This window comes from Phycisphaerae bacterium (genome assembly GCA_012729815.1).
In the GTDB taxonomy this organism is placed as follows: Bacteria; Planctomycetota; Phycisphaerae; order JAAYCJ01; family JAAYCJ01; genus JAAYCJ01.
This window is the reverse complement of the sequence record JAAYCJ010000242.1, coordinates 1-19,912: the sequence shown is the minus strand read 5'-3', so window position 1 is coordinate 19,912 and position 19,912 is coordinate 1. Positions and strand designations below refer to the sequence as shown.

Genomic DNA, 19,912 nt, shown 5'->3' with positions numbered 1-19,912 from the left:
GAGAATTCCCGATGACCGATCGGAACGCAGACGCACGTCATTCGGCGCGCCGATGCTTTTTGGCGTTGGTTTTATTGATCGCCTTTGCGACGCGCGTTTGCGGCTACCCGGCTGAGTACGGTCCGTTCGACCAGGGCGAGATGCCTCGCAAGGTTCCGCTTCGCAGGTGCCCCGTTATCGCGGACCGGTATCTGTCCGGCGACAAGAAGGGATACCCAAGCATCGTCTTCCTTGCCGAATCCAGGACCGGCGGATCGCCCGTCGTGAGGCTGCGCGTCGTCGATGAGCCCGACCTCGGCGGCTGGGAGATCACCGTCCTCGACCGCCACGGAGCAGCCTTGTCGCTCCCCACCGTCAACGAGATGACCACCTGCCTCTACACCGTCTACAGCGCCGACCTCAATCGGGACAAGCGACCTGACTTCCTCGTGAACATCATGTCGGGAGGAGGCGGCCTGGCGGGCTGCGGCTCGGTCGTGACGTTCCTTGTCTCCCGCGAAACGCGCTATGAGCCTCATAGCTACTACACCTTCGATTTCAGTCCCGAAGACCTCATCCGCCTCAAGAAGGGCGGCCCATGCTACTTCATCCACAGCGGCCTGATCCACAGCGGCGACGAAAAGACCCGCGACGGCCGCGACCACAACTTCTGGGTCTACCAGCTCCTGCGGTTCGACAAGGCCGACATGGCCCAAGCCGACGCGGACGACCCGCGCTTCCCCAAATGGGTCTGGTACACCTTCAAGGACAACCACCGCGAGACAGCCCTGCTGACCGCTGAGCAGAAAAAACGCCTCTTCAAACAAGCCCGCCCACCGCGGAAACAACTAACCACCCCAACCGCCGCCACGCAACCCGCATCGCCCGCCAACTGATCGCCGGTCCGCCCGAAAATTAAACTTTCAAGACCTGACCCCATGGGGTCAGGTCTTGAAAGTTTAATTTTCGGGTAAGGCTGGACAGGATGGGGAGTAGGGGTAGAATCTCGCGGTTTGGAGGATTTGGGAAGCAGGAGTCGCGCGATGGCGGTTTGCGGGTTGGCGAAAGCGGCGGTCAACGGCGTTTGGGCGGCGACGCGGCCGTTCAAGACGGATATCGAGGGGCGGTTCGTCTACGTGGCGGAGGGCGAGCGGCGGTGGCTGATCGCGGCGTTCGATTTTTCGTACATGTTCCGCCGCAGCAGCCGGGCGTGGCGCGAAGCGATCGCGGAGGCCACGGGCATTCCGGTCGAGTGCATCTGGGTGCACGAGCTGCAGAATCACTCGGCGCCGATCGCGCTGGAGCTCGACGGCGAGCCAGTCGACCGGCTGGTCGAAGCGTGCCTGCCCGCCATCCAAGAGGCGATCGCCGGGGCGTGCGAGGCTGAGGTCTCTTTCGCGGTGATCGATCTGGGCGATCGGTTCAACCTCAACCGCGAGCAGTACGTTCCCGGACTGGGCATGGTGACGGTCTGGCACGGCTTGGAGTTCGACGAAGCCGGCCGGCCGTTCACGCAGGACGCCGGGCTGATGCTGATGTGCGGCTACAAGCCGGAGCTGCCCGCGTTCGAGAAGCCGATCTACTTCGACCGCCCAGCCGATCCGCAAGGGGTGATCGTGGTGTTGCGGCAGCGCGACGGCGGAAAGGTCCTCGGCACCCTGGCCCGTTTCGCCGCCCATGCGGACGTGTTTGCCAACTGCACGTGGGACCTCGGCCGAGGCGACCCGAAGGACCTGTGGTACCACTTCGACTGGCCGGGCTATCTGCGTCGGCGACTGGAAGAGACGCTTGGCGGGGTGGGCGTAACGCTCTGCGGCCCGTGCGGCGATCTGTCGACCAGGAACCGCCACGCCGCCGGTTCGGACGCCGGCGACCGCCGGTCGCGCGAGATCGGCTGCGGCATTGCGGACGCTTTGCTGGAGGCTTGGCATAGCAAGCCGCGGTGGCGGCCGCTCGACCTGGGCCCTGTCGTGTATGCGGACCTCGATCTGCCGCTTCGCGATACGGTTCCCACTTGCCGCGATGAGATTGCCGCCGCCGAGCCGCGGTCCCGGCAGGTCCATCAGGAGTTCGAAGCGGCGATCCGCAGCAACGCTCCCGCCTGGCAGGTCAAGCAGTTGGCCGACCTGCACCAGCACTGGCTGTGCATGGACCGGATCATCGACCGTTGGGCGGGGTTGTCGGAGGACGAACTGCGGCGACGGGCGATGCGGGTCGAGCTCCAGGCTGTGCGGTTGGGCGATCTCGTGCTGGCCGGTCTGCCGGGCGAGAGCATGGCCGAGACGTCGCAGTGGCTGCGGGCCCAGAGCCTCGGCCGGCGCCTGGTCACGGTCGACCAGGTCAACGGCTATTGCGCTTACCAGACCACCAGCGAGCAGTACGACATGGGCGGCTACGCCTACTGGTGCAGTTGCCTGGCCCGCGAGGCGACGAACCTGACCCGCCGCAAGTCCCTGGACCTTATTCGCCGATGTGAGGACTGAACTGTCAATGTCTGAAATTTCGAATCAGCCATCCTACCCCGTGATCGCCTGCACCGCTGAGGAACTCTCGCGGCTGCGAACCGCCTGGCGGTCCGACGGTCCGCAGCGAGCGCCGGTGGCCGAGGCGATCGGCCGCGCCGAAGCGGCGCTGACCAAACCGCTGGCCTTTCCGCCCCGCGGCTCACAGCACAACTGGTGGTATCAGTGCGAGCCGTGCCAGATGGGTTTGGAGACGGTTGACGCGACGCATCACCGCTGTCCTCGCTGCGGCAGCGTGTATTCCGGCGAGCCGTTTGACGACGTGCTGTTCAAGGCCCGGCACCGCGACAACCTCGCCTCGGCCCTCGACGCGGCGTGGGCATTCGCGATCACCGACGAGCCGCGTTTTGGCGAGCACGCCGCCGCGGTGCTGAGCGGTTACGCCGAGCGCTACCGGGCGTACCCCTACCACGGCGCGACGCGCCAGACTGAGGGGTGGACGGAGCGGGCGGGCGGGCACCTGTTCGAGCAGACGCTCGACGAGGCCAACGCAATGGCGAGCTTCATCGCTCCGGCGTTCGACCTGGTCCGCGGGTTTCTCTCCGATCGGCAGCAGGAGGCGATCCGCGAAGGCCTGATCGAGCCGATGCTGGCCAACATCGCGAAGAACCGGAAGGGCACGAGCAACTGGCAGACGTGGCACAACGCCGCCCTGCTTTTGGGCGGAGCGGTCATCGGCGACCGCGAGCGGGTCGAGCAGGCCCTCAACGATCCGGAGCACGGCGTGGCCTTCCAGTTGGACCGCTGCATCAGCGCCGAAGGGATGTGGACGGAGGACAGTTGGGGGTATCACTTCTATGCCTTGACCGGGGTCGTCGCCGCCGTCGAGGGCGCGAGGCGGATGGGCATCGATCTGTGGTCGCATCCTCGGCTGATCAACGCGTTTGTGCTTCCGATCCGCTGCACGATGCCGGACGGGGCGCTGCCGCGGTTCGGCGACGTCAGCCGCGTCACCGCGCCGCAATTTGCCGATCTCTACGAACACGCCTATCACGCTTGTCCTTCGGATGAACTGGCCGTGTGCCTGCCGGAAAAGCCGATCTGGGCAACCGTGCTGTTGGGTCGCCAAGCCGCACCGGCTGGCCGGCTGACCTATGGGAGCATGAGCCTGCCCGATACCGGCCACGTGATCCTGCGGACGTCGGGCCAGGCGGATCTGGTCGTAGCGGCGACGTTCAGCCCGTACCGCGGGTTTCACGCCCATCTGGACAAACTCAGTTTCGTGCTGTACGGCCACGGCTGCGAACTGGCCGTCGATCCGGGATGCGCGGTCAGCCAGGCCTACCGCCTGCCGATCCACAACGGGTGGTACAAGGCAACGATCGGCCACAACACGGTGGTGGTCGATGGCGAGGCCCAGCAGTCGACGGGCGGACGACTCGAGTGCTTTCGCTCCAGCGAGTTCTGCGCCGCCGCCGTGCTGGCCTGCGATACAGCCTACGAAGGGGTTTGCCATCGCCGCACGCTGTGCCTGACGCCGGACTATCTGCTGGTGGTCGATGATTTGCGGGCCGACCGTCCGCGGCGATTCGACTGGCTCTACCATCACCGGGCCCGCTGTGTCGAGACGGACCTGCCGCTTGATCCAACCGCCCTCAAGGACAGGCTCGCGGGCGGCGAGTACATCCACAGCGTCCGCTGCGGTCGAAGCGACGGGATGCTGGTCGTCCGATTTGAGGACGATGATCTGACAACGGCTGTGACGGCGGCCGGGCAGGTCGGCACGGAGTTAACGCTGGGTGATGGGCCGTTCACCTCGGTGGCCGATCGCGTGCCGCTGATGGTGCTGTCCCGCTGCGGACAGCACGTTCGGTTCATCGCGTGCATCGAGCCGCTGCGTCGCTCAGACGGCCCGAAGGTCACCGGCATTCAGGCGGACGATTCGTTGGATGGTCTGACGGTCACGATGGGTTGTGATGTCATCCAGATCGCGGGCGGGAAGATCGTCGTCCGTCACGGCGATCAGGTCTGGCTGGACTGAAAGAACTCCAGCACCGCCCGGCGGGTCTGCTCGATCGTCCGCGTTGGCGTTGCCAGCGTGTGTTCGAGAAACCGCCGGCAGCGTTGGGCATACGCCACGTCGCCGGTACAATCGGATGAATTGAGGTCCGGAGTCAATCCGGCTGCGGCGTCGAAGATCAGCCGATGCCCGTTACTTCCATCGCCGGCATAGACCCTCTCGATCCGCCGGCGCGGATGCCAGCCGCCATCGACCCGCAGGAAGACCATCAGCTCGAACCGGTTGAAATCCTCGATCGGCACCGCATTATCGCCGCAGACCTGATCGCGGGCCTCAGCCGGATCGTCCGCGTGCAGGTTGGTCGCCAGCATGTGCCCGCGGCGTCCCAGGCCGCAGTACCCGCGCAGCGTTTCGCCCCAGAGATACGCGAAATAGTCGCCTGATCCAATCTCATGGCAGATGTAGCAGCCAGGGCGCGACGGCGACCGCGCCGCTGCGTGCACCGCCTCGGGCGTCGCCGCCACCAGCGGCCGGTCCGCCGGACCCAGATTCAGCAGCGCCGCCATGACCGTGGTCTTGCCCGCCCCGCCGGGCGAGGCCCCGACCATGAGCGACGCGCCGCGGCTGATCCGGGCCATCAGGTACGTCGCCAGGTCCAGATCGAGCGATCCGGCGTCGAGCAGGTCGAAGATCGAGAGCATCCGTCCACCGCGCTGGTTGCAGCGATCCAACTCGGCGCAGTGCTGTCGCAGGCTGTGATCCATGCGGGCGATTGTAGCGGCCGGCGCGGCGGCGCTCAATCGCCGATCGCCGGCGCGGTCGCCGGCAAAGTGGCCGGATGGCCCAGGGCGGCCAGCGAGCGGCGGTAGAAGTCCGCTTCCTCCTCCAGGCCGTGCGCGTCGCAGAACGCCAGGAGCCTGCGATACCGCCGCACCGGATCGGCCCCGGTCGCCCAGCAGACCTTGGCCAGGCACTGCGGCCCCAGCCACAGCGGCCGGCGGTCCTTCTCGGCTTCGCTGTTGCTGCCGTTCATACCGCACTCGAAGGCGACGCAGTGGAGTATCGAGAACATGTGGCCCAGTTCGTGGACGCCGGTCTTGGCCGTCCGCCGCAGGCACGCACGGAACTCGTCGTCGCCCGCGTCCGGATCGCCGTTGCGGAACAGCGACCAGACACCGACCCGTTCGCGGAGCGAGGCCTGGCCGAAGACGAAGTTCCAGCCGCGTCCGGGCCACAGGTCGCTGGCGGTAAACGCGATGCAGGCGAAGGCGTCGTCCGGCAGCTTCGGGCGAAGCAGTTCGTCCAGCACGTAGGTGGTCAGGACCTGATCAACCTTCCAGACGGGATGGACGCGGCGGGCCCGCGCCGGAATCACGCTGAGCGGCAGGCTCTCCAGCATCCTCGTCGGCAGGTCGAAGTAGTCCTCGGTCAGCTCGGCGGTCAGGGCAACCACCCGCCGCTGGCCGTCGGTGAAATCGCCCAGCGGCTGAATGTAGATCACCCGCCGCCGCGAGGTGGGCACGGTGGGACGGGAGCGGATGTACTGGTCGAAGCTCTGGCCCGGCTCGCGGTGGACGGCCAGCCAGTCGCCCGGCCGCGGCGGGCCCAGCGGTTTGTGCAGCGGTTCGAGTTGCCCCATCGTTCGCCGCAGAGCATCCGCGCGACCATCCCTGGATTCGTCCTGAGCCATGATCGTCCCCCCGATCAGGACCAGCGCTATCGGCATCCACCACACGCGACACATCCCCCACCGGCTGGAAACAGGTCACACCAATTATAACGCACCGACCCATTCCAATGCGACCGATGAATTCGTGCGGCAACGGCTGGATGGAAGGCTCTGGCGTCCTTGATGATCGGCGGCAATCTCCGGGCCACTGGATCAGCGGCAGCGCAGTTCGAACATGCGGAAGGTCTCGAGGCGGTCGATCGCGAATTCGACGAAGCCTTTGCTGATCTTGAACCGGACCTTCTTGCGGCTGGGGACTTCGGTCACCGCCTTGAGCGCGCGGTCATCGAGGCGGACCCGCACGTGGATGTCGTTCACCGGGATATTCGGCATCGGCTCCTGGAAGTTCAGCACGTGCAGGATCATTCGCGACCGCTCCGGCTGATCGAACAGCGTCAGCTCGACCGGTTTGGGGGCATCGCTTTCGAAGGCAAATCCGCGTCGCGGGGCCAGTGAGCGGATCAGGTTGGCGAAGACCCAGCGACGGTCTTCGAGGCTCTCGAGGTCCGCTGCGGCGTAGATGGCCCGGCCCTTGCCGAAGCGGTGGAGCACGATCGCCGGACGGTCGGTCGGCCGGCCCGGCGGATTGCTATGGATCGAGGCGAACCGCTGCGGATCGGCGGGATCGGTGTAGGGCAGAGCGAGTCGGCCGAGCACCTTGGCGCTCTCGTGCGGCTGGATCATCACCTGGCGGTTCGCCATGCCCAGCGGATACTGATCGTCGTACTGGTCGAGGACTCGCTTGCCCGCTCCGGTCGGAGCGATGTAGGTGTAGGCCTCCTTCGTTTCGCCGTCGAAGGTCGCACCAAAGACATCGGCCAGCAGGAAGTCTCGCTGCCTCGCGCCGTCCGGTGTGGTCAGCGAGGTAAACCGGCTGGCATACACGCAGCCGCCTTGCCGCACGTATTGGCGGATCGCCTCGGCCTCCTGCTCGCTCATCATCAGCACGTTGGGCAGCACAAGGATTGAAAACCGCGAAAGCCGGTCGAGGCCCTTTCGCGTGACCACGCCATAGGGAATGTTGGCCTCGATCATCGCCTCAGCGGCACCGAGGCAGGCGCTGACGTGGGGAGTTTTGTGCGAACCTTCGGTCGGTTTGCGGCCGGTGTCGTCCGGGTCGTGCTTGGACTCGGTAGACATGTAGATGCCCACGTCGTGGACCATCCGTCCGCCGAGGTATGGGTCGAAACGACTCGTCCGGGCGAAGACGCGGCCCATCCGCTCGTACCGGCGACGGTCCAGTGTGCCGACCGGGTCGATCGCGTCGATGAACACGAACCCCCCGCCGTTGGAGATGGCCCGGCAGGCCTTGGCTTCAAGCAGGTGCTCGGGCTTGATCGAGGTGTGGTCGCCCAGGCCCAGGGCGATCGACGTCTCGAAGGCGAACGGCTGATTGGGCGTCAGGTCGGCCAGCAGCTTGCAGACGAACGAGCCCTGCAGGGCTCCGCCGTAGAAGTCGCCCTGGAGGAAGTCGTTGTGCTCGACCAGATCGACCGAGACGCCGAACTGCCAGGTCAGCGGGTAGGCTGAGGCCTGGTGTTCGACCGAGACCTCCGGCCGGAACCGCCGCACGGTGGCGGTGGCCAATGCGGCGAAGTCCACCAGCCACCGTTCGCGGGCCCGCTGGAACGCCGTCCATCGCCGGTCGGTCCAGTCGATGGTCCGCGGCAGTTCGCCGCCGACTTCCTCGGCGAAACGTCTCGCACAATGCGGGCAGTAGCAGACGGCGGGCCAGAAGGTCATGTCGAAACGAATCCCTTCGAAGGGGTACGCGGTGCACAGCTCTTCGACCTGGGCGGCGACGTGGTCGCGATAGGGCGAGTTGGGACAGCAGACGCCATAGCGACTGCTATCGCCGTGGCCGCGCCCGTTCACGTCGATGATCCGCCAGTCGGGAAAGGCGCGGTAGGCCCAGGTGTTGAAGATCAGGCTGTAATAGGCCTGGACGGCGATTTTTTCGCGGTGGCACTCGGCGACCAGTTCGCCGAACAGATCGCGTCCCTGGAGGTTGCCGTGCGTATGGCCGACCTTGGTCGGATAGTAGGTGTGGCCGACGTGGGAGTGGGCGTAGACGACGGCTGATTGGACGCCGGACTTCTTCAGCATGGCTGCGTAGCGCTTCGGGTCGATCCGGGTCATGAATTGCGGATCGTCGTCGGTGATGTGCATGTCCACCACGTTCCGCCGATAGGCGTGAGCGTACCAGAATTGAGCCATCGTTGCGTCTCCGTCAGAATGACTTGCGCCATCTTCTATGGCCGCGGTGAGGGGAAGTCAAGGATTGACGGGGGCCTCGCGTGCGGCGAGTCGGTAGAATGGCGGCGAGGAAGGAGGCCGTCATGTCAGAGTCGGCGGACATTCGGCCGATGCGCCCGGAGGACTGGCCGGCGGTCGAGGCGATCGTGCGGCGGATCTGGAACATCGGCTTGGACTACCTGCGCGAGCAGCGGTATGGCATTCAGGTCGGCGGCAAACCGTGGGACCAGCGGAAGGTCGAGGCGCTGAAGGCCGAAGCCTTCAGCGGGCTCGACGACTGGTTTGTCACCGAGGCGGAGGGGCGGGTGGTCGGCTTTTGCAGCGCCCACTCGGACAGTTCAACCGGCATCGGGCAGGTCGGGCAAAACGGCGTCCATCCGGACGTCCAGGGGACCGGCGTCGGCTCGCGGCAGCTTGCGTTCGTTCTGGAAGAGCTTCGCCGCCGCGGGATGACGATCGCGGAGGTGCAGACGGGCCTCAACGACGGCCACGCCGCCGCCAGGAAGATGTACGAGCGGGCGGGCTTCGAGCGGCTGTTCGACGCGCGGACGTACGGCATGACGCTGTGAGGGTTCGCCGCTGCGGGAAGCTCGATGTTCAGGTGGACTGGCGCGGGACCAGTTCGGGCTTGAGGATGACGTTATTTCGCGGTTTGCCGTCCATCAGGTCGAAGAGCAGTTTCGCGGCTTGGAATCCCTGTTCGTACTTCGGCTGGCTGATCGTGGTCATGGGCACCACGGCGTCTCGGGCGGGGGGCAGGTCGTCGACTCCGATGATCGCCAGGTCGTCGGGAACCTTGAAGCCGAAGCGGAGGGCCAGGTTCATAAATGCGCAGGCGTGTTCGTCGCCGCGGACGAACACCGCGGTCGGCTGCGGGTCGGCCTGGCGCCAGCGATGGAAGCCGGGCGGGGCCTCGGGGCGCGGCGTTTCCCACTCCCAGTGCTCGACGGCCGCGTCGGCGACGGCTTGGGCGGCCAGGTCGATGCCCTGCCGGATCTCCGGCGGCATGCCGATGCAGGCGATGTGACGATGGCCCTTTTCGAGAAGATGTTGAACCGCGAGTTGGCCGAGGCGAACCTCATCGACGCGGACGGCTCGCGCGCCGGGCAGCGGGTCGGCGGGCTCGTGAAAGAGGTAGACGATGGGCGTCTTCTTTTCGATCAGGAGCTCTCGCATGCGGCTGGACATGCCGGAGAGCGGAGCGAGGATGATCCCGTCGGTGCGGCGTTCGAGGAGGAACTCGAGAACCCGCTCCTCCCGCTGCGGCTCGTGCCGGCCGGTCATGACCAGGACGCCGCAGCCGCGGTCTTCGGCGAAGTCTTCGATGCCCTGGAGGGCCTGGGGCATGAAGGACCAGCCGACCTCCTGGGCCATGACGCCGACCAGCAGGCTTCGCCGCAAGACCAGGGCTTTGCCCACACTGTTGGGCCGGTAGCGGGTCTGGCGCAGGAGGGTTTCGATCCGCTGACGCGTCTCGGGCTTCAGACGGGTGGTTCCCTGGCGTTTGTTCAGGACGGCTGAGACCGCGGTCCGGGAGACCCCGGCGAGGCGGGCGATCTGGGCCATGGTCATCGCGGCTGGGGGTTTCTGGTCCGACATGGCCTCCAGTATACCCCGTCCGGCCCGCCGCGGTCAAGGGCGGAATCGCCTGAATCGGCTGATTTCACGTGACATCACAAAAAACACCTTGACTCGGCCGCCCGGTTCCAGTAGACTAGCCGTTGATGCCTGAGCTTGGCAAGGAGATGGTGTTGACTTCTATGGATTGCCCGCCAATACGACGACCGCCTGTCCATTCGAAATCCGAAATTCGGAATTCGAAATCATTTACGTTGATTGAGCTTTTGGTGGTGGTGGCGATCATTGCGGTGCTGGTGTCGATGCTGCTGCCGGCGCTGGCCAGCGCCCGCGAAGGAGCCCGGCGGGTGACGTGCGGGTCGAACCTCCGGCAGTTGGGTACGGCTTTTCATCATTACGTCGACGACTATTCCGATTGGCTGCCGTTGGCGTACGAGCGGGCCACGAACACCACGTGGCCGCAGAAGATTGCAGCCTATGCGGCAATCGATCCCGCCACCTCGCCCGCCGCCGCGGCGCCGAACCTGCTGCGGTGCCCGTCCGATCCGGAGGGATCGGCCTGCGGTCAGTTCGGCAACGGCGGCAACTACTCGATGAACCCCTGGCTGGGCAACACAGAGACCACAGTGAACTGCCCGCCGCAACAAGCGCCAAGTCACCGGGCGTCGGAACTGTTGCTGCTGTGCGAGTACTGGTACTGCCGCATAGCGCCGAGCTACAGCGAGCAGCCGGCCGCGCTGCACAGCGAACTGCTGCGACAGACGCTGTTTGTGGACGGCCACGTCGAGATGATCCATTGCGATCACTACAACAACCCCCCTTGGTACACCCTGGGGGCGGATACCCTCTTTCGAAACAGTGCGTGGTCTTTCTAGAAACGGCACGTGGTAATCCGGAGATCGCTCCAATGATCCGAATCTGCACCATGGCGGTATTGGTATGTCTATCGGCCGGGACGGCCCTGGGTCAGATCAAACTCGTCGTCCAGGAGAAGACGCCTTGGAACGAGATCCGGGAGAAGACGTTCTACAACGATCGCCTGCAGGTGGCGCTGGACCCGGAGTATCCGCAGAAGGTCTCGCGGATCACGGGGTTCGGCCACGTGCTGGCCGACGGCGGCGGGCTGGCGATCGGCAGGGATTTGGCCGCGGGTCAGGGCGCCTCGCTGGATCAGCTCGAAGTGACCAGGACCGGCCAGGTCATCAGCCTGACCGGGCAGGCGACGTTGCCGGGCGGGACGGCGGCCATCCAGCAGACCTGGCAGGCGGAAGAGCAAAGCGTCCGCGTGATGATCGGTCCGAACGCCGGCGGCTGTGAAACGGGATTTGTCCTGCGACTAACCGCGGCGGCATTCGCCAAGGAGCGATTCGTGGTGGATGAGGTCGCAGCGGCGCTCGAATCGCTGATCGCCGAGAAGCCCTTCGTCGCGTCCAATCCCAAACGGATCGAGCTGGCGCAGGATCCGAGCCGCAATCTCAAGGTGCTCATCAACAAGGCGTCGGCGGTGCGGATCGAACGCGGGCCTGACGGCTGTCTGCTGTTGAGCCTGTGGGCGGGCGACGACGGCGCATTGGATTTCTCGCTGGCTGCGCCCTCGCCGGCCGTCGAGGTGGCGCTGTCGACCGAGCGGTTCCGCAACGTCTTCGACGAGAGCGAAAAGGTCGAGATCTCGCTGAAGCTTGCCAATATGCTGGCCGATCCGCTGCCGATCAGCCTTCGGGTGAAGGTGGTGGACTTCTACGGCGAATGCATCGACGAGACGACGACGGAGAAGGTGCTGCCGGCGGGCGAACCGCAGACGGTGACGCTGCAGCCAGCCGTCCGCAAGAAGGGGTTCCACACGGTGACGGTCGAGGCCGTCGAGTCCCGCTACGGCCACAACTATGAAGGCCTGCTGACGTTTGGCGTGATCCGCAGCCATCCGCTGGATCGGCCGTTCGAGCCGTCGGACCGGTTCGGCCTGTTCGGCATCAGCGCGGCGTACGACAACGGCAGCGCCCTGACGCTGGCCAAGAAGATGGGCGTCCAGTGGTCGCGCGACGAGTGCGGCTGGCGCTATCGCGAGCCGGCCAAGGGCCAGTACGACTGGCGATTCACCGACAAGGCGCTCAAGTACACCGCCGAGCTGAAGATGGGCAACATGCTGTGGGGCGAGTTCGCCGCGTGGCCGGGATCGATGGGCGAAGGGTGGCGGCCGCCGGTCAAGGACCTCGAGGCGTGGCGGACGTTCAGCCGCCTGAAGGCCGAGCGGTATGCCGGCCAGACCAACGCCCTGGAAGTCTCCAACGAGGTCTACATTGGCGAGATGCCCGTGGACAACTGCGTGCTGGTCCATCGGATCGCGATGGAAGAGGCCCACAAGGTCGATCCGAACACCGTTGTGCTGGCGTGCGTCAGCTCGATCTGGGCGGTGGACTATCTGAAGGCGTATCTGAAGGCCGGCGGGGCCGAGGCGTCCGACGCCATCGCCGTCCACCCGTACGTCAACGACGGCAAAGCCTCGCCGGAGGACGGCGGCATGGTCGGGTTCCAGCGGACCGTGCGGGAGGAAATCGACAAGTACCGGCCGGGCATGCCGGTCTGGTGGACCGAGTTCGCGTGGTCGGCGAACGACCACGACAACCCGCACTATCCCGATGACGCCCCGGAACCGATGCGGAGGATCGTCGTGCCCGAACGCCTCCAGGCCATCTACTGCGTGCGGGCCCACCTGCTCGGGCTGTCGGAGGGGGTCGAGCACTTCATGTACTTCACGTTCCAGTCGTACAACGACCGCTGGCACTACAACATGATCCGGCCGGAGGGCATCAAGCCGATCATCTGCGCGTACAACACGATGACCTGGATGCTCGACCGCCGGCCCTTCGCGGGCAAGGTAGTCACCGACGAGGGCCTCTACGCGATGGCGTTTACGGATGCGGACCAGACCGTGGTGGCCTACTGGTACGGCAAGACCCCGGAACAATCGGGCAAGCTCAACGTCCGGCTGCCCGCCGGTCCGGCCCGGCTGGTCGACCTGATGGACAACCCGGTCGAACTCAAGACCGACGAACAAGGAACCGCCCTGCCCTACGACGGCGAACCCCGATTCCTGATCGCCAAAGCCGACAGCCAAGCCCTGCTGACCAGCTTCGCCCAAGCCGCGTCGGCAGTTGGGCCGTAGCCATTACGCCCGTCGACGGCCCAGACCGGCCAAGCCTCCAACCGCCAGGAGGATCAGCGTGGCTGGCTCGGGCACGCCGGTGACCGCGTAGGCGCTGAAGTCGGTGACGGTGAAGCTCAAGACCCCGGCTTGGCTGCGCACCAGGAAGTCCGGGACGCAGGGGCTCCAGGTTTCGTCCGCAAAGTGCCAGACCGCCAGGCCGCTCGCCTGCGGGTCGACCTCGAACGACAAAAGCACCGGGATGCCGGTCAGGGTGGTCTGGAAGTCCCAGACCGCAAGCACCTCTTCGCCAGCGGTCAGCAGCCCGGTCAGCCCAGCCAACTCGGCAGGTCCCAGCGGCTCGGCGGCGAAGGTGGCGCCCTCGGGCACATCTCCGAAGCCGACCCCCACCCGCCGACCGCTGATCGCGTCGGTGATCACCAGTCGTCCGCCGTCGACAACCGGGCCAGCCGCGCCGGCGTCCTGGGCCGTCGGAGCCATGACGGTGAAGGTCTTGGCCGTCTGGTCCCACGTCCCGCCGACGCCGCTGTATGAACCGCTGCCGCTCCAGGTCATCGTCCGTCCGGCATACTCGGAGATCGGTCGGTAGGTCCCGGCAGGCAGGAACGCGTCGGCATGGAGGTTGATCTGTCCGTTGTTGGTAACGCTTCCGGTCGTCGAGGCGGTTCCCAGCACCAGCATGTCATCGCCGCTGACCGAGAGGTCGACAGTGGACTGATAGTAGATGCTCAGGCTGTCCGCCGTCACCTGCCCCCCATCGGCCACCGTCAGCGATCCGGTCCCCGACGGTATGCCGCCACGTCCAGGGTAGCCCACCCAGAGTTCGCCAGCATTGGTCCACCTCGACCCCGGGCCGATGACGGTGGTCGTTCCGTGCGAACCGGACTGGCGGCCCAGGTAACCGGCGGTGTTGGAGACCTCACCCCCGCCCTCGATAGTCAGTGTGCCGCTCCCGCCGTCGTAGCCCACGTAGAGCGCACTGGCATTGGTCCACCTCGACCCGCCGCCGGTGATGACGACTGTCCCCTGTGAACCGGGACCCAAGCCCAGGATCCCTCCATAGGAACTGGAGACTTCCCCTCCGTCCTCAATGGTCAGCGTGCCGCTACCACCACAGCCCACACGGAGCCCGGAGGAAACAGTCCACCTCGACCCCCTGCCGGTGATGGTGGCTGTCCCTTGCGAACCGGCGTGGTAGCCCAGATACCCGATGGATGAGTCGATGGCCGCCCCCTCAGCGACCGTCAACGTCCCGGCGTTTTTGTACCCGACGCCCAGCGACTCTGTGCCATCGATGGTCAGGTGCAATTGGCCGCCGGTCCCAAACGCCAGGGTCTGCTGGTTTCCGTGGGCTGCGTCGAAGACCAGATCGGCATCCAACACGGCACCCTTGCCCACAGTGATTGTCCCGTCCCCGGACAGGTCCCCCATCGACGCCCAGAGCGTCCTTCCGACATCCACCGCCCCTCCGTCGATCACCGCGAGCGATCCGGTCCCCTCATAGCCCACATAGAGGTCCTCGGCATTGGTCCATTTCGACCCCCCTCCGGTGACGGTGATCATCCCCTGCGAACCGGACCCGTAGCCCAGATACCCGGTGGCGTTGGAGACCTCGCCCCCTTCCTCGATGGTCAGCGCGCCGCTCCCATGGGAGGCCACCCAGAGGTTGTCGGCATTGATCCACTTCGAGCTGCCGACGGTCCTGACCTCGCCGTCGCCGATCGAGAACAGCGGCGAGGCGTGCGCGCCGATGGCCCGAGCGGGAATTATTCGGCGGGGCGAAGCCACCCGCGTGTTGGCCACCTTCCCCGATGAGCTGGTCCGCCAAAACGTTGTCGACCATGTGCTGGACCAGGTCCCGACATTCCTCGCTCCGCAGGAAACCGCGACCCAGTCGGCCGGCCCGCCCAGCGGCCTGCCCGCAGCGGTGGATGGAACCTTTGGCGAGGGTCGCACGCTCTACGTGGCGGCGGCGGTCTTCAACGCGTACCGCAACTACTTCTACACCCTCTCGCGGGCGCCCAATCCGGTCTGCCGCGACAGCGAACTGCTCAACCAGGGCGACCCGGTCATCCGCAAGCTGATCGGCGCCTTCCTCAGCGAGAACGGCGTGACGCCGCCGGCCGACGTGGACCTGCGCGACGCGGACCCGGAGGTGGACGACATGCACTTCCAGATCCTCTCGTACTGCGGCGACGAAGGAACGGCGATGCTGGGCGTGACCAACTGGGGTCCGCGCCGCCGGCACAACGTGCCCGCGCGAATGACGCTGCCGTTCGATCGCGTCGCGAAGCTGTACGGCCTCGATACGGTGCGCGAGCGGCTGATGGAATTGCCCTTCTCGCTCGACGGTCGGGAGCTTGCGACGACCATCCCGCTGCTGGAGGGCACGACGATCCTGCTGGCGGTCGGCGAATCCGGGCCGCTGCTGGCCTGGGCGGAGCAGTCCGCCGCCGGCGGGCCCGTGCGGGCGAGGCTGGTCAATCACCTGCCGGAAACGGCGGCGGGAATGATCCAGTTGCGGGTCGACGGTGTGGCCGAACCGCTCTCGGACCAGGTCGCCTTTGAGCTGGCGCCGGGGCAGGAGGCCTCCTTCGAGCTGGCGCTTCGACCGGTCCATCCGTCGCGGCTCATCGATCCGCGCGGCCTGCCTCGTCCGTGGTACGTATGGGTCGGCTACGACGGAAACGCCCGCGCCTTTGCCCGCGTGCATCCAGCCGGCGAACTGCGGGCGCCGTGAAGCGGCGGCTAACTCTTGCCGTTCGGTTCTGTGCCGATCGACTCAGCCAGGGCGCGGGCGCGATTGGCCCAGATGTCCCACTCCCGCTGAAGCGATCGCTGCAAGGAGGCCCAACGGGTGATCTCCGCGGCGGGACGATCGCCCGCCTGGCCAAGCACCTGGCTGTAGATGTCCAACGTGCTCCGGACGCAGCGGTCGGTCGAGAACGGCTCGGCGCTTTGCCGAGCCCGCCGGCGAAGCCGCTCGCGCCGGCCGGCCGGTAAGTTCGCCGCCCAGTCGATCGCTTCGGCGAACGCCGCTTCGTCTTCGCACACGATCAGCCGGCCGTTCTCGCCGTCGCGGACCACCTCGCGAGCGCCGGGCGCGTCGAGGGCGGCCACGGGACATCCGGCGGCGAGGGCCTCGACCAGCACCATGCCTTGCGTCTCGGTCTTCGAGGCGAACGCGAACAAGTCCATCGCGTGGTACGCGTCCACCAGATCGCTTCCGGTGCAGATTCCGGCGAAACGCACCCGCTCCAGCACGTTCGCCCCGGCGAAGATGTCCCGCATCGCCTGCCGCGAGACGCCGGCCCCGATGACCACGAACCCGCTCCGCGGCCGGCGGGCCAACACGTCGGCGACGGCGCGGGCGAGAAACGCCAGGTTCTTCTCCGGCGCCAAGCGGCCGACGTGCCCGATCACAAACGCGTCCGAATCGATCTCGTGACGTCGTCGAAACGCGGCGCCGTCGCCCCGCTCGAACTGCTCCAGTTCGACGCCGGTCGGCACGACCGCGATCGGGCGGCGCACGCCGCGCTGCTCCAGGATCTCAGCCACGCTGCGGCTCGGGGCGATCACCCGGTCGCTGAGGTTGGCAAACCCGGTCGAGAGCTCCAGCACGTACCGCCGGAGGGCCTCCAGGTGGAGCGGGACATAGTGCGTGTAGTGCTCGTACATCGTGTGGTGAGTGAACACCAGCGGCAAGCCGCGTTCCGCCGCGACGCGAAGGGCCGTGTTGCCGATCAGAAATGGGTGGTGGGCGTGGATGATCTCGGGTTGGAAGTCGTCAATGACCTCCGAGAGCCCGAGGCTGACCGGCAGGGTCACGGAAAAGTCGCTGCCGTTGAAGTGCTGGATCGCCGGCACGCGGACCACGTCCGGGTCGTCGTCGGACGGTTCGCGGTATTCCGGCGCCACCACCAGCACGCGATGCCCCAGCCGCCGGTAGGCGCACGTGAACCGCTCGACCGAGCGGGCCACGCCGCCGACCTGAGGCAGATAGCTGTTGGTGAACATCGCAATTCTCATCGTCTCTCGCTTTCGTCGCGCACGCTGTGAACCTTCGCGGCGGATCGGCCAAACTCCGCCCGGCCGATCGCGCCTTCGATCATGATCGGCGTCCGGTCGCCCAGCCGCGCCTCGACCGGCGGCGCGTGGTCTCGCCATTGCCCGCGCCACCGCACCTCGACCCGATCGTCGAACCCTTCGATCTCGACGTCGATCGCGCCCCACGGCGTCGCCGTCGGGCCGAAGGAAATCCGTGACCCCTGCCGGACCCACTCGTCAGGAATGCCGCTGCCCAAAATGAGTCGATCATCCTCCTCGCGTACGAACAGGTTCCGCATCATCATGACCCACTCAGCGGAGGCCCACAGGTGCTGGCCGTCGCCCATGCAGCCGCCGCCGGTCCGCGGATGGATCGCCTCGGGCCACTGGCCGGTGGGTGACGCCAGATCGGCCACCGTCCGCACCAATTCGAAAAACCGCGGATCGCCCATCCGCAGCAGGGCCTGGGCCAGGTGCAGCGTCAGGTACGCGTTGAGCCCGGAGTGGATCAGGTCCTGGAAGAACGCGCCGCGGACGCGGCACCGCTCCAACAGGAAGTCAACCGTCTGGCGCATCCGCGGATCGTCCCATTCGAGCAGGCGCAGCGGGTACGACGCCACGACCGAGCCGACCGCCCCGGCGTCCATCCGCCGATAGGCCGAGGCCGGCAGCGCGTCGCAGCGGCGAATATCCCGCGACCGCTCCAGGCTCCGCTCGATCGCGGCGGCCAGGTCGTCAGCCCCGTTGGCGAACATCTGGGCGTGCGTCCGGTCGTCCCACCGCCGGCACAGCCAAGCCGCGGCGCGAAGACCGGCAACGCCCCAGAAATCGTCCCAGTAGTAAAAGTCGTTGTTGCCCAGATGCTCGGCGCTGAAACCAGCCGGCAGCAGCCCGGCGTGAAGGGCCTCGATATCCCTGGCACATCGCTTGCGGATGATCCACTGGCCGCCGGAGATCACCATCGGATGCAGCGAAGCATGCGGCGGCAGTCCGGTCAACTCGTGATACCGGCGCAGGACCCAGAGGGCCTCGCCGTTGGAGTCCCATTCGCCGGCCTGCGACAGGAAAAACCCGTCGATCCGCTGGCGCGGGCCAAAGCGCTCGAGCACCGGGGCGGCGCGCTGACTCATGCCCGTGGCCAGCATCGCGTTGAGGATGAACGCGGCGTCGCGAAACCAGAATCGCTTGTAGGTGTACGGGCCGGGATAGACGTCGTCGGGCGACAGCAGAACCAGGTAGCGCACGGCGGCGTCGTAGAGGAACGCGAAGCGCTCGTCGGGCACGGACATCGCAGCGGCGCCGTCCAAAGCCGCCGGCCACGGTTCGGTGCGTCCGGTCGGCAGGATGGGTTTGGAGCGCTTGTCGTAGACCAGCGGAACGCGAAGCTCGACCGCGGACTCGCAGCCGGGTTCGAGGCGATACATCGCCGCCGCGGTGGCCAACCCCACGTCGCACTCGCACTGGCCGCTCGGCGGACGCTGCGTCAACCCGATGCGAACGTCGCCTTCGCCGTAGGTGGAGGTGGTGTGGCGGTCGGGCCAGCGGTCGAATCGCACCCGCCCGCGCCGGCCGATCCGCCACTGGCGATCCTCGTCGTCGAACCGGATGCGATGGACGAAACTGACACCCTCCGGGTTGAACGGCCGCAGCGAAACCACCAGCCATCCGCCGTCCGGACAGGCGGCGCGGCAGGCGATGCGGCACTCGACCGTCTCGCCGTCGACCGCGTCCACGTCGGTCCGCAATCGGCCCGCCTGGCCCGCGCTCTCGGTCCGAACCGCAAGCGCCTCGCCGTCAAGGAGCAGACGCTGCGATACCGTGTCCTGGCGGGCGGGAATCAATTCGCCGCCGTCGTCGGCGACAATCCACGCGTCGATCGACCAGCCGTCGAAGAACGGCGTCACCAAGCCGCGAGGATCGACGATGGGAAAGGCCCGGCAGCCGGGCAACCCCACCGCCGTCCAGTTCCGGTGCGTCAGGTTCACGTGCGTGATCGAAAACGCCCGGGGCAGAAACGACTCGTCGTTCGGGTCGTACTGCTTCTGAACCCACCACGGCCAGACCCAGTCGAGGTTGTGCTGGATCGCCTTGGTGTTCATCAGGCCGCGGGCGTGAAACGCCACGCCCGCCCGCAACAACTCGATCGGCGTGCGAACCTCCGACGGCTGGGCGAACCGGTCAAGCCGCGAGAGCAGACGCAGCGGATCCACGAACCCGTGAGTCCGAGCCATACGGCGGACCAGCCATTTCCACGGCAGCCAGCGGTAGACCATATCTCCTCTCGCCCGCGATGGGGCGCCATCCCCTCCGGGCGCGGGCGTACCGTCGTGAGCGTGCGCCGACCCGTGGCGGGGTCAACGGTTGATCCATTCCAACGCGTCTTACCGGCGTATCTTGGCCGGCTCGGAGACCCGCTCGGTCACCTCGCCGGTCAACCGGTCATCGTGAACCCGCACCGCCAGGTCGCCCAGCGAGACGATGCCCACCGGCCGGTTGTCCTCATCGACCACCACGAGCCGCCGGATCTGCCGCTCTTCCATCAACTCAGCCGCCCGCTCGATCGACTCGTCCTCGCGGCAGTGAACCACGCCTTCGGTCATCGCCTCGCTGACGCTGGTGGTCGTCGGGTCCAACCCCTCAGCGGTCACCCGAATCGTGATGTCGCGGTCGGTGATCGT

At 66.7% G+C, this 19,912-nt stretch carries 15 protein-coding genes; 7 read left to right on the top strand and 8 right to left on the bottom strand.

What is annotated here, in order from left to right:
• Positions 1 to 11: 11 nt before the first annotated feature.
• From GXY33_15815 to GXY33_15805, 3 genes are all read left to right on the top strand, one after another.
• A complete protein-coding gene (locus GXY33_15815; GenBank protein NLX06605.1) occupies positions 12 to 875 on the top strand; it encodes a hypothetical protein in 864 nt (287 codons plus the stop codon).
• Between the two features lie 147 nt (positions 876 to 1,022).
• On the top strand, positions 1,023 to 2,462 hold the full coding sequence (locus GXY33_15810) for a hypothetical protein (protein NLX06604.1): 1,440 nt from the start codon (positions 1,023 to 1,025) through the stop codon (positions 2,460 to 2,462).
• Between the two features lie 7 nt (positions 2,463 to 2,469).
• On the top strand, positions 2,470 to 4,482 hold the full coding sequence (locus GXY33_15805) for an alginate lyase family protein (GenBank protein ID NLX06603.1): 2,013 nt from the start codon (positions 2,470 to 2,472) through the stop codon (positions 4,480 to 4,482).
• Here GXY33_15805 and GXY33_15800 read toward each other — a convergent pair.
• The 3 genes from GXY33_15800 to GXY33_15790 form a co-directional block, all read right to left on the bottom strand.
• On the bottom strand, positions 4,464 to 5,225 hold the full coding sequence (locus tag GXY33_15800) for a hypothetical protein (GenBank protein NLX06602.1): 762 nt from the start codon (positions 5,223 to 5,225) through the stop codon (positions 4,464 to 4,466). The two genes, GXY33_15805 and GXY33_15800, sit on opposite strands and share 19 nt — an antisense overlap.
• A gap of 32 nt (positions 5,226 to 5,257) precedes the next feature.
• Complete coding sequence (locus GXY33_15795; GenBank protein NLX06601.1) at positions 5,258 to 6,187, bottom strand: hypothetical protein; 930 nt, start codon at positions 6,185 to 6,187, stop codon at positions 5,258 to 5,260.
• A gap of 156 nt (positions 6,188 to 6,343) precedes the next feature.
• Complete coding sequence (locus GXY33_15790) at positions 6,344 to 8,407, bottom strand: hypothetical protein (GenBank protein NLX06600.1); 2,064 nt, start codon at positions 8,405 to 8,407, stop codon at positions 6,344 to 6,346.
• 122 nt (positions 8,408 to 8,529) lie between these two features.
• Here GXY33_15790 and GXY33_15785 point away from each other — a divergent pair, with 122 nt between their 5' ends.
• Positions 8,530 to 9,015, top strand: a complete 486-nt coding sequence (locus GXY33_15785) for a GNAT family N-acetyltransferase (GenBank protein NLX06599.1) — start codon at positions 8,530 to 8,532, stop codon at positions 9,013 to 9,015.
• 28 nt (positions 9,016 to 9,043) lie between these two features.
• On the opposite strand, the gene GXY33_15780 is transcribed toward GXY33_15785, so the two are convergent.
• Positions 9,044 to 10,045 carry a LacI family transcriptional regulator gene (locus GXY33_15780; GenBank protein NLX06598.1) on the bottom strand — a complete coding sequence of 334 codons (1,002 nt, stop codon included), beginning with the start codon at positions 10,043 to 10,045 and terminating at the stop codon, positions 9,044 to 9,046.
• Positions 10,046 to 10,206: 161 nt separating this feature from the next.
• On the opposite strand from GXY33_15780, the gene GXY33_15775 reads away from it, so the two are divergent.
• Both GXY33_15775 and GXY33_15770 read left to right on the top strand, forming a co-directional pair.
• Entirely contained in the window at positions 10,207 to 10,899 is a 693-nt protein-coding gene (locus GXY33_15775; protein NLX06597.1) for a DUF1559 domain-containing protein, read from the top strand.
• A 32-nt stretch (positions 10,900 to 10,931) separates the two neighbouring features.
• Positions 10,932 to 13,187 carry a hypothetical protein gene (locus GXY33_15770; protein NLX06596.1) on the top strand — a complete coding sequence of 752 codons (2,256 nt, stop codon included), beginning with the start codon at positions 10,932 to 10,934 and terminating at the stop codon, positions 13,185 to 13,187.
• 3 nt (positions 13,188 to 13,190) lie between these two features.
• Here GXY33_15770 and GXY33_15765 read toward each other — a convergent pair whose 3' ends face one another.
• Entirely contained in the window at positions 13,191 to 14,846 is a 1,656-nt protein-coding gene (locus tag GXY33_15765) for a PEP-CTERM sorting domain-containing protein (protein ID NLX06595.1), read from the bottom strand.
• A gap of 7 nt (positions 14,847 to 14,853) precedes the next feature.
• Here GXY33_15765 and GXY33_15760 point away from each other — a divergent pair, with 7 nt between their 5' ends.
• The gene (locus GXY33_15760; GenBank protein NLX06594.1) at positions 14,854 to 15,927 is read left to right on the top strand and encodes a hypothetical protein; all 1,074 of its coding nucleotides are present in this window, start codon (positions 14,854 to 14,856) and stop codon (positions 15,925 to 15,927) included.
• Between the two features lie 8 nt (positions 15,928 to 15,935).
• Here GXY33_15760 and GXY33_15755 read toward each other — a convergent pair whose 3' ends face one another.
• The 3 genes from GXY33_15755 to GXY33_15745 all read right to left on the bottom strand — a co-directional run.
• On the bottom strand, positions 15,936 to 17,216 hold the full coding sequence (locus GXY33_15755; protein NLX06593.1) for a glycosyltransferase family 4 protein: 1,281 nt from the start codon (positions 17,214 to 17,216) through the stop codon (positions 15,936 to 15,938).
• Positions 17,213 to 19,507: a hypothetical protein gene (locus GXY33_15750; GenBank protein ID NLX06592.1), complete on the bottom strand. Its 2,295-nt coding sequence runs from the start codon at positions 19,505 to 19,507 to the stop codon at positions 17,213 to 17,215. Before GXY33_15750 ends, GXY33_15755 begins: the two co-directional genes overlap by 4 nt.
• A gap of 108 nt (positions 19,508 to 19,615) precedes the next feature.
• Positions 19,616 to 19,912 (bottom strand): CBS domain-containing protein (locus tag GXY33_15745; GenBank protein ID NLX06591.1); only part of this gene is annotated, 297 nt, incomplete at its 5' end.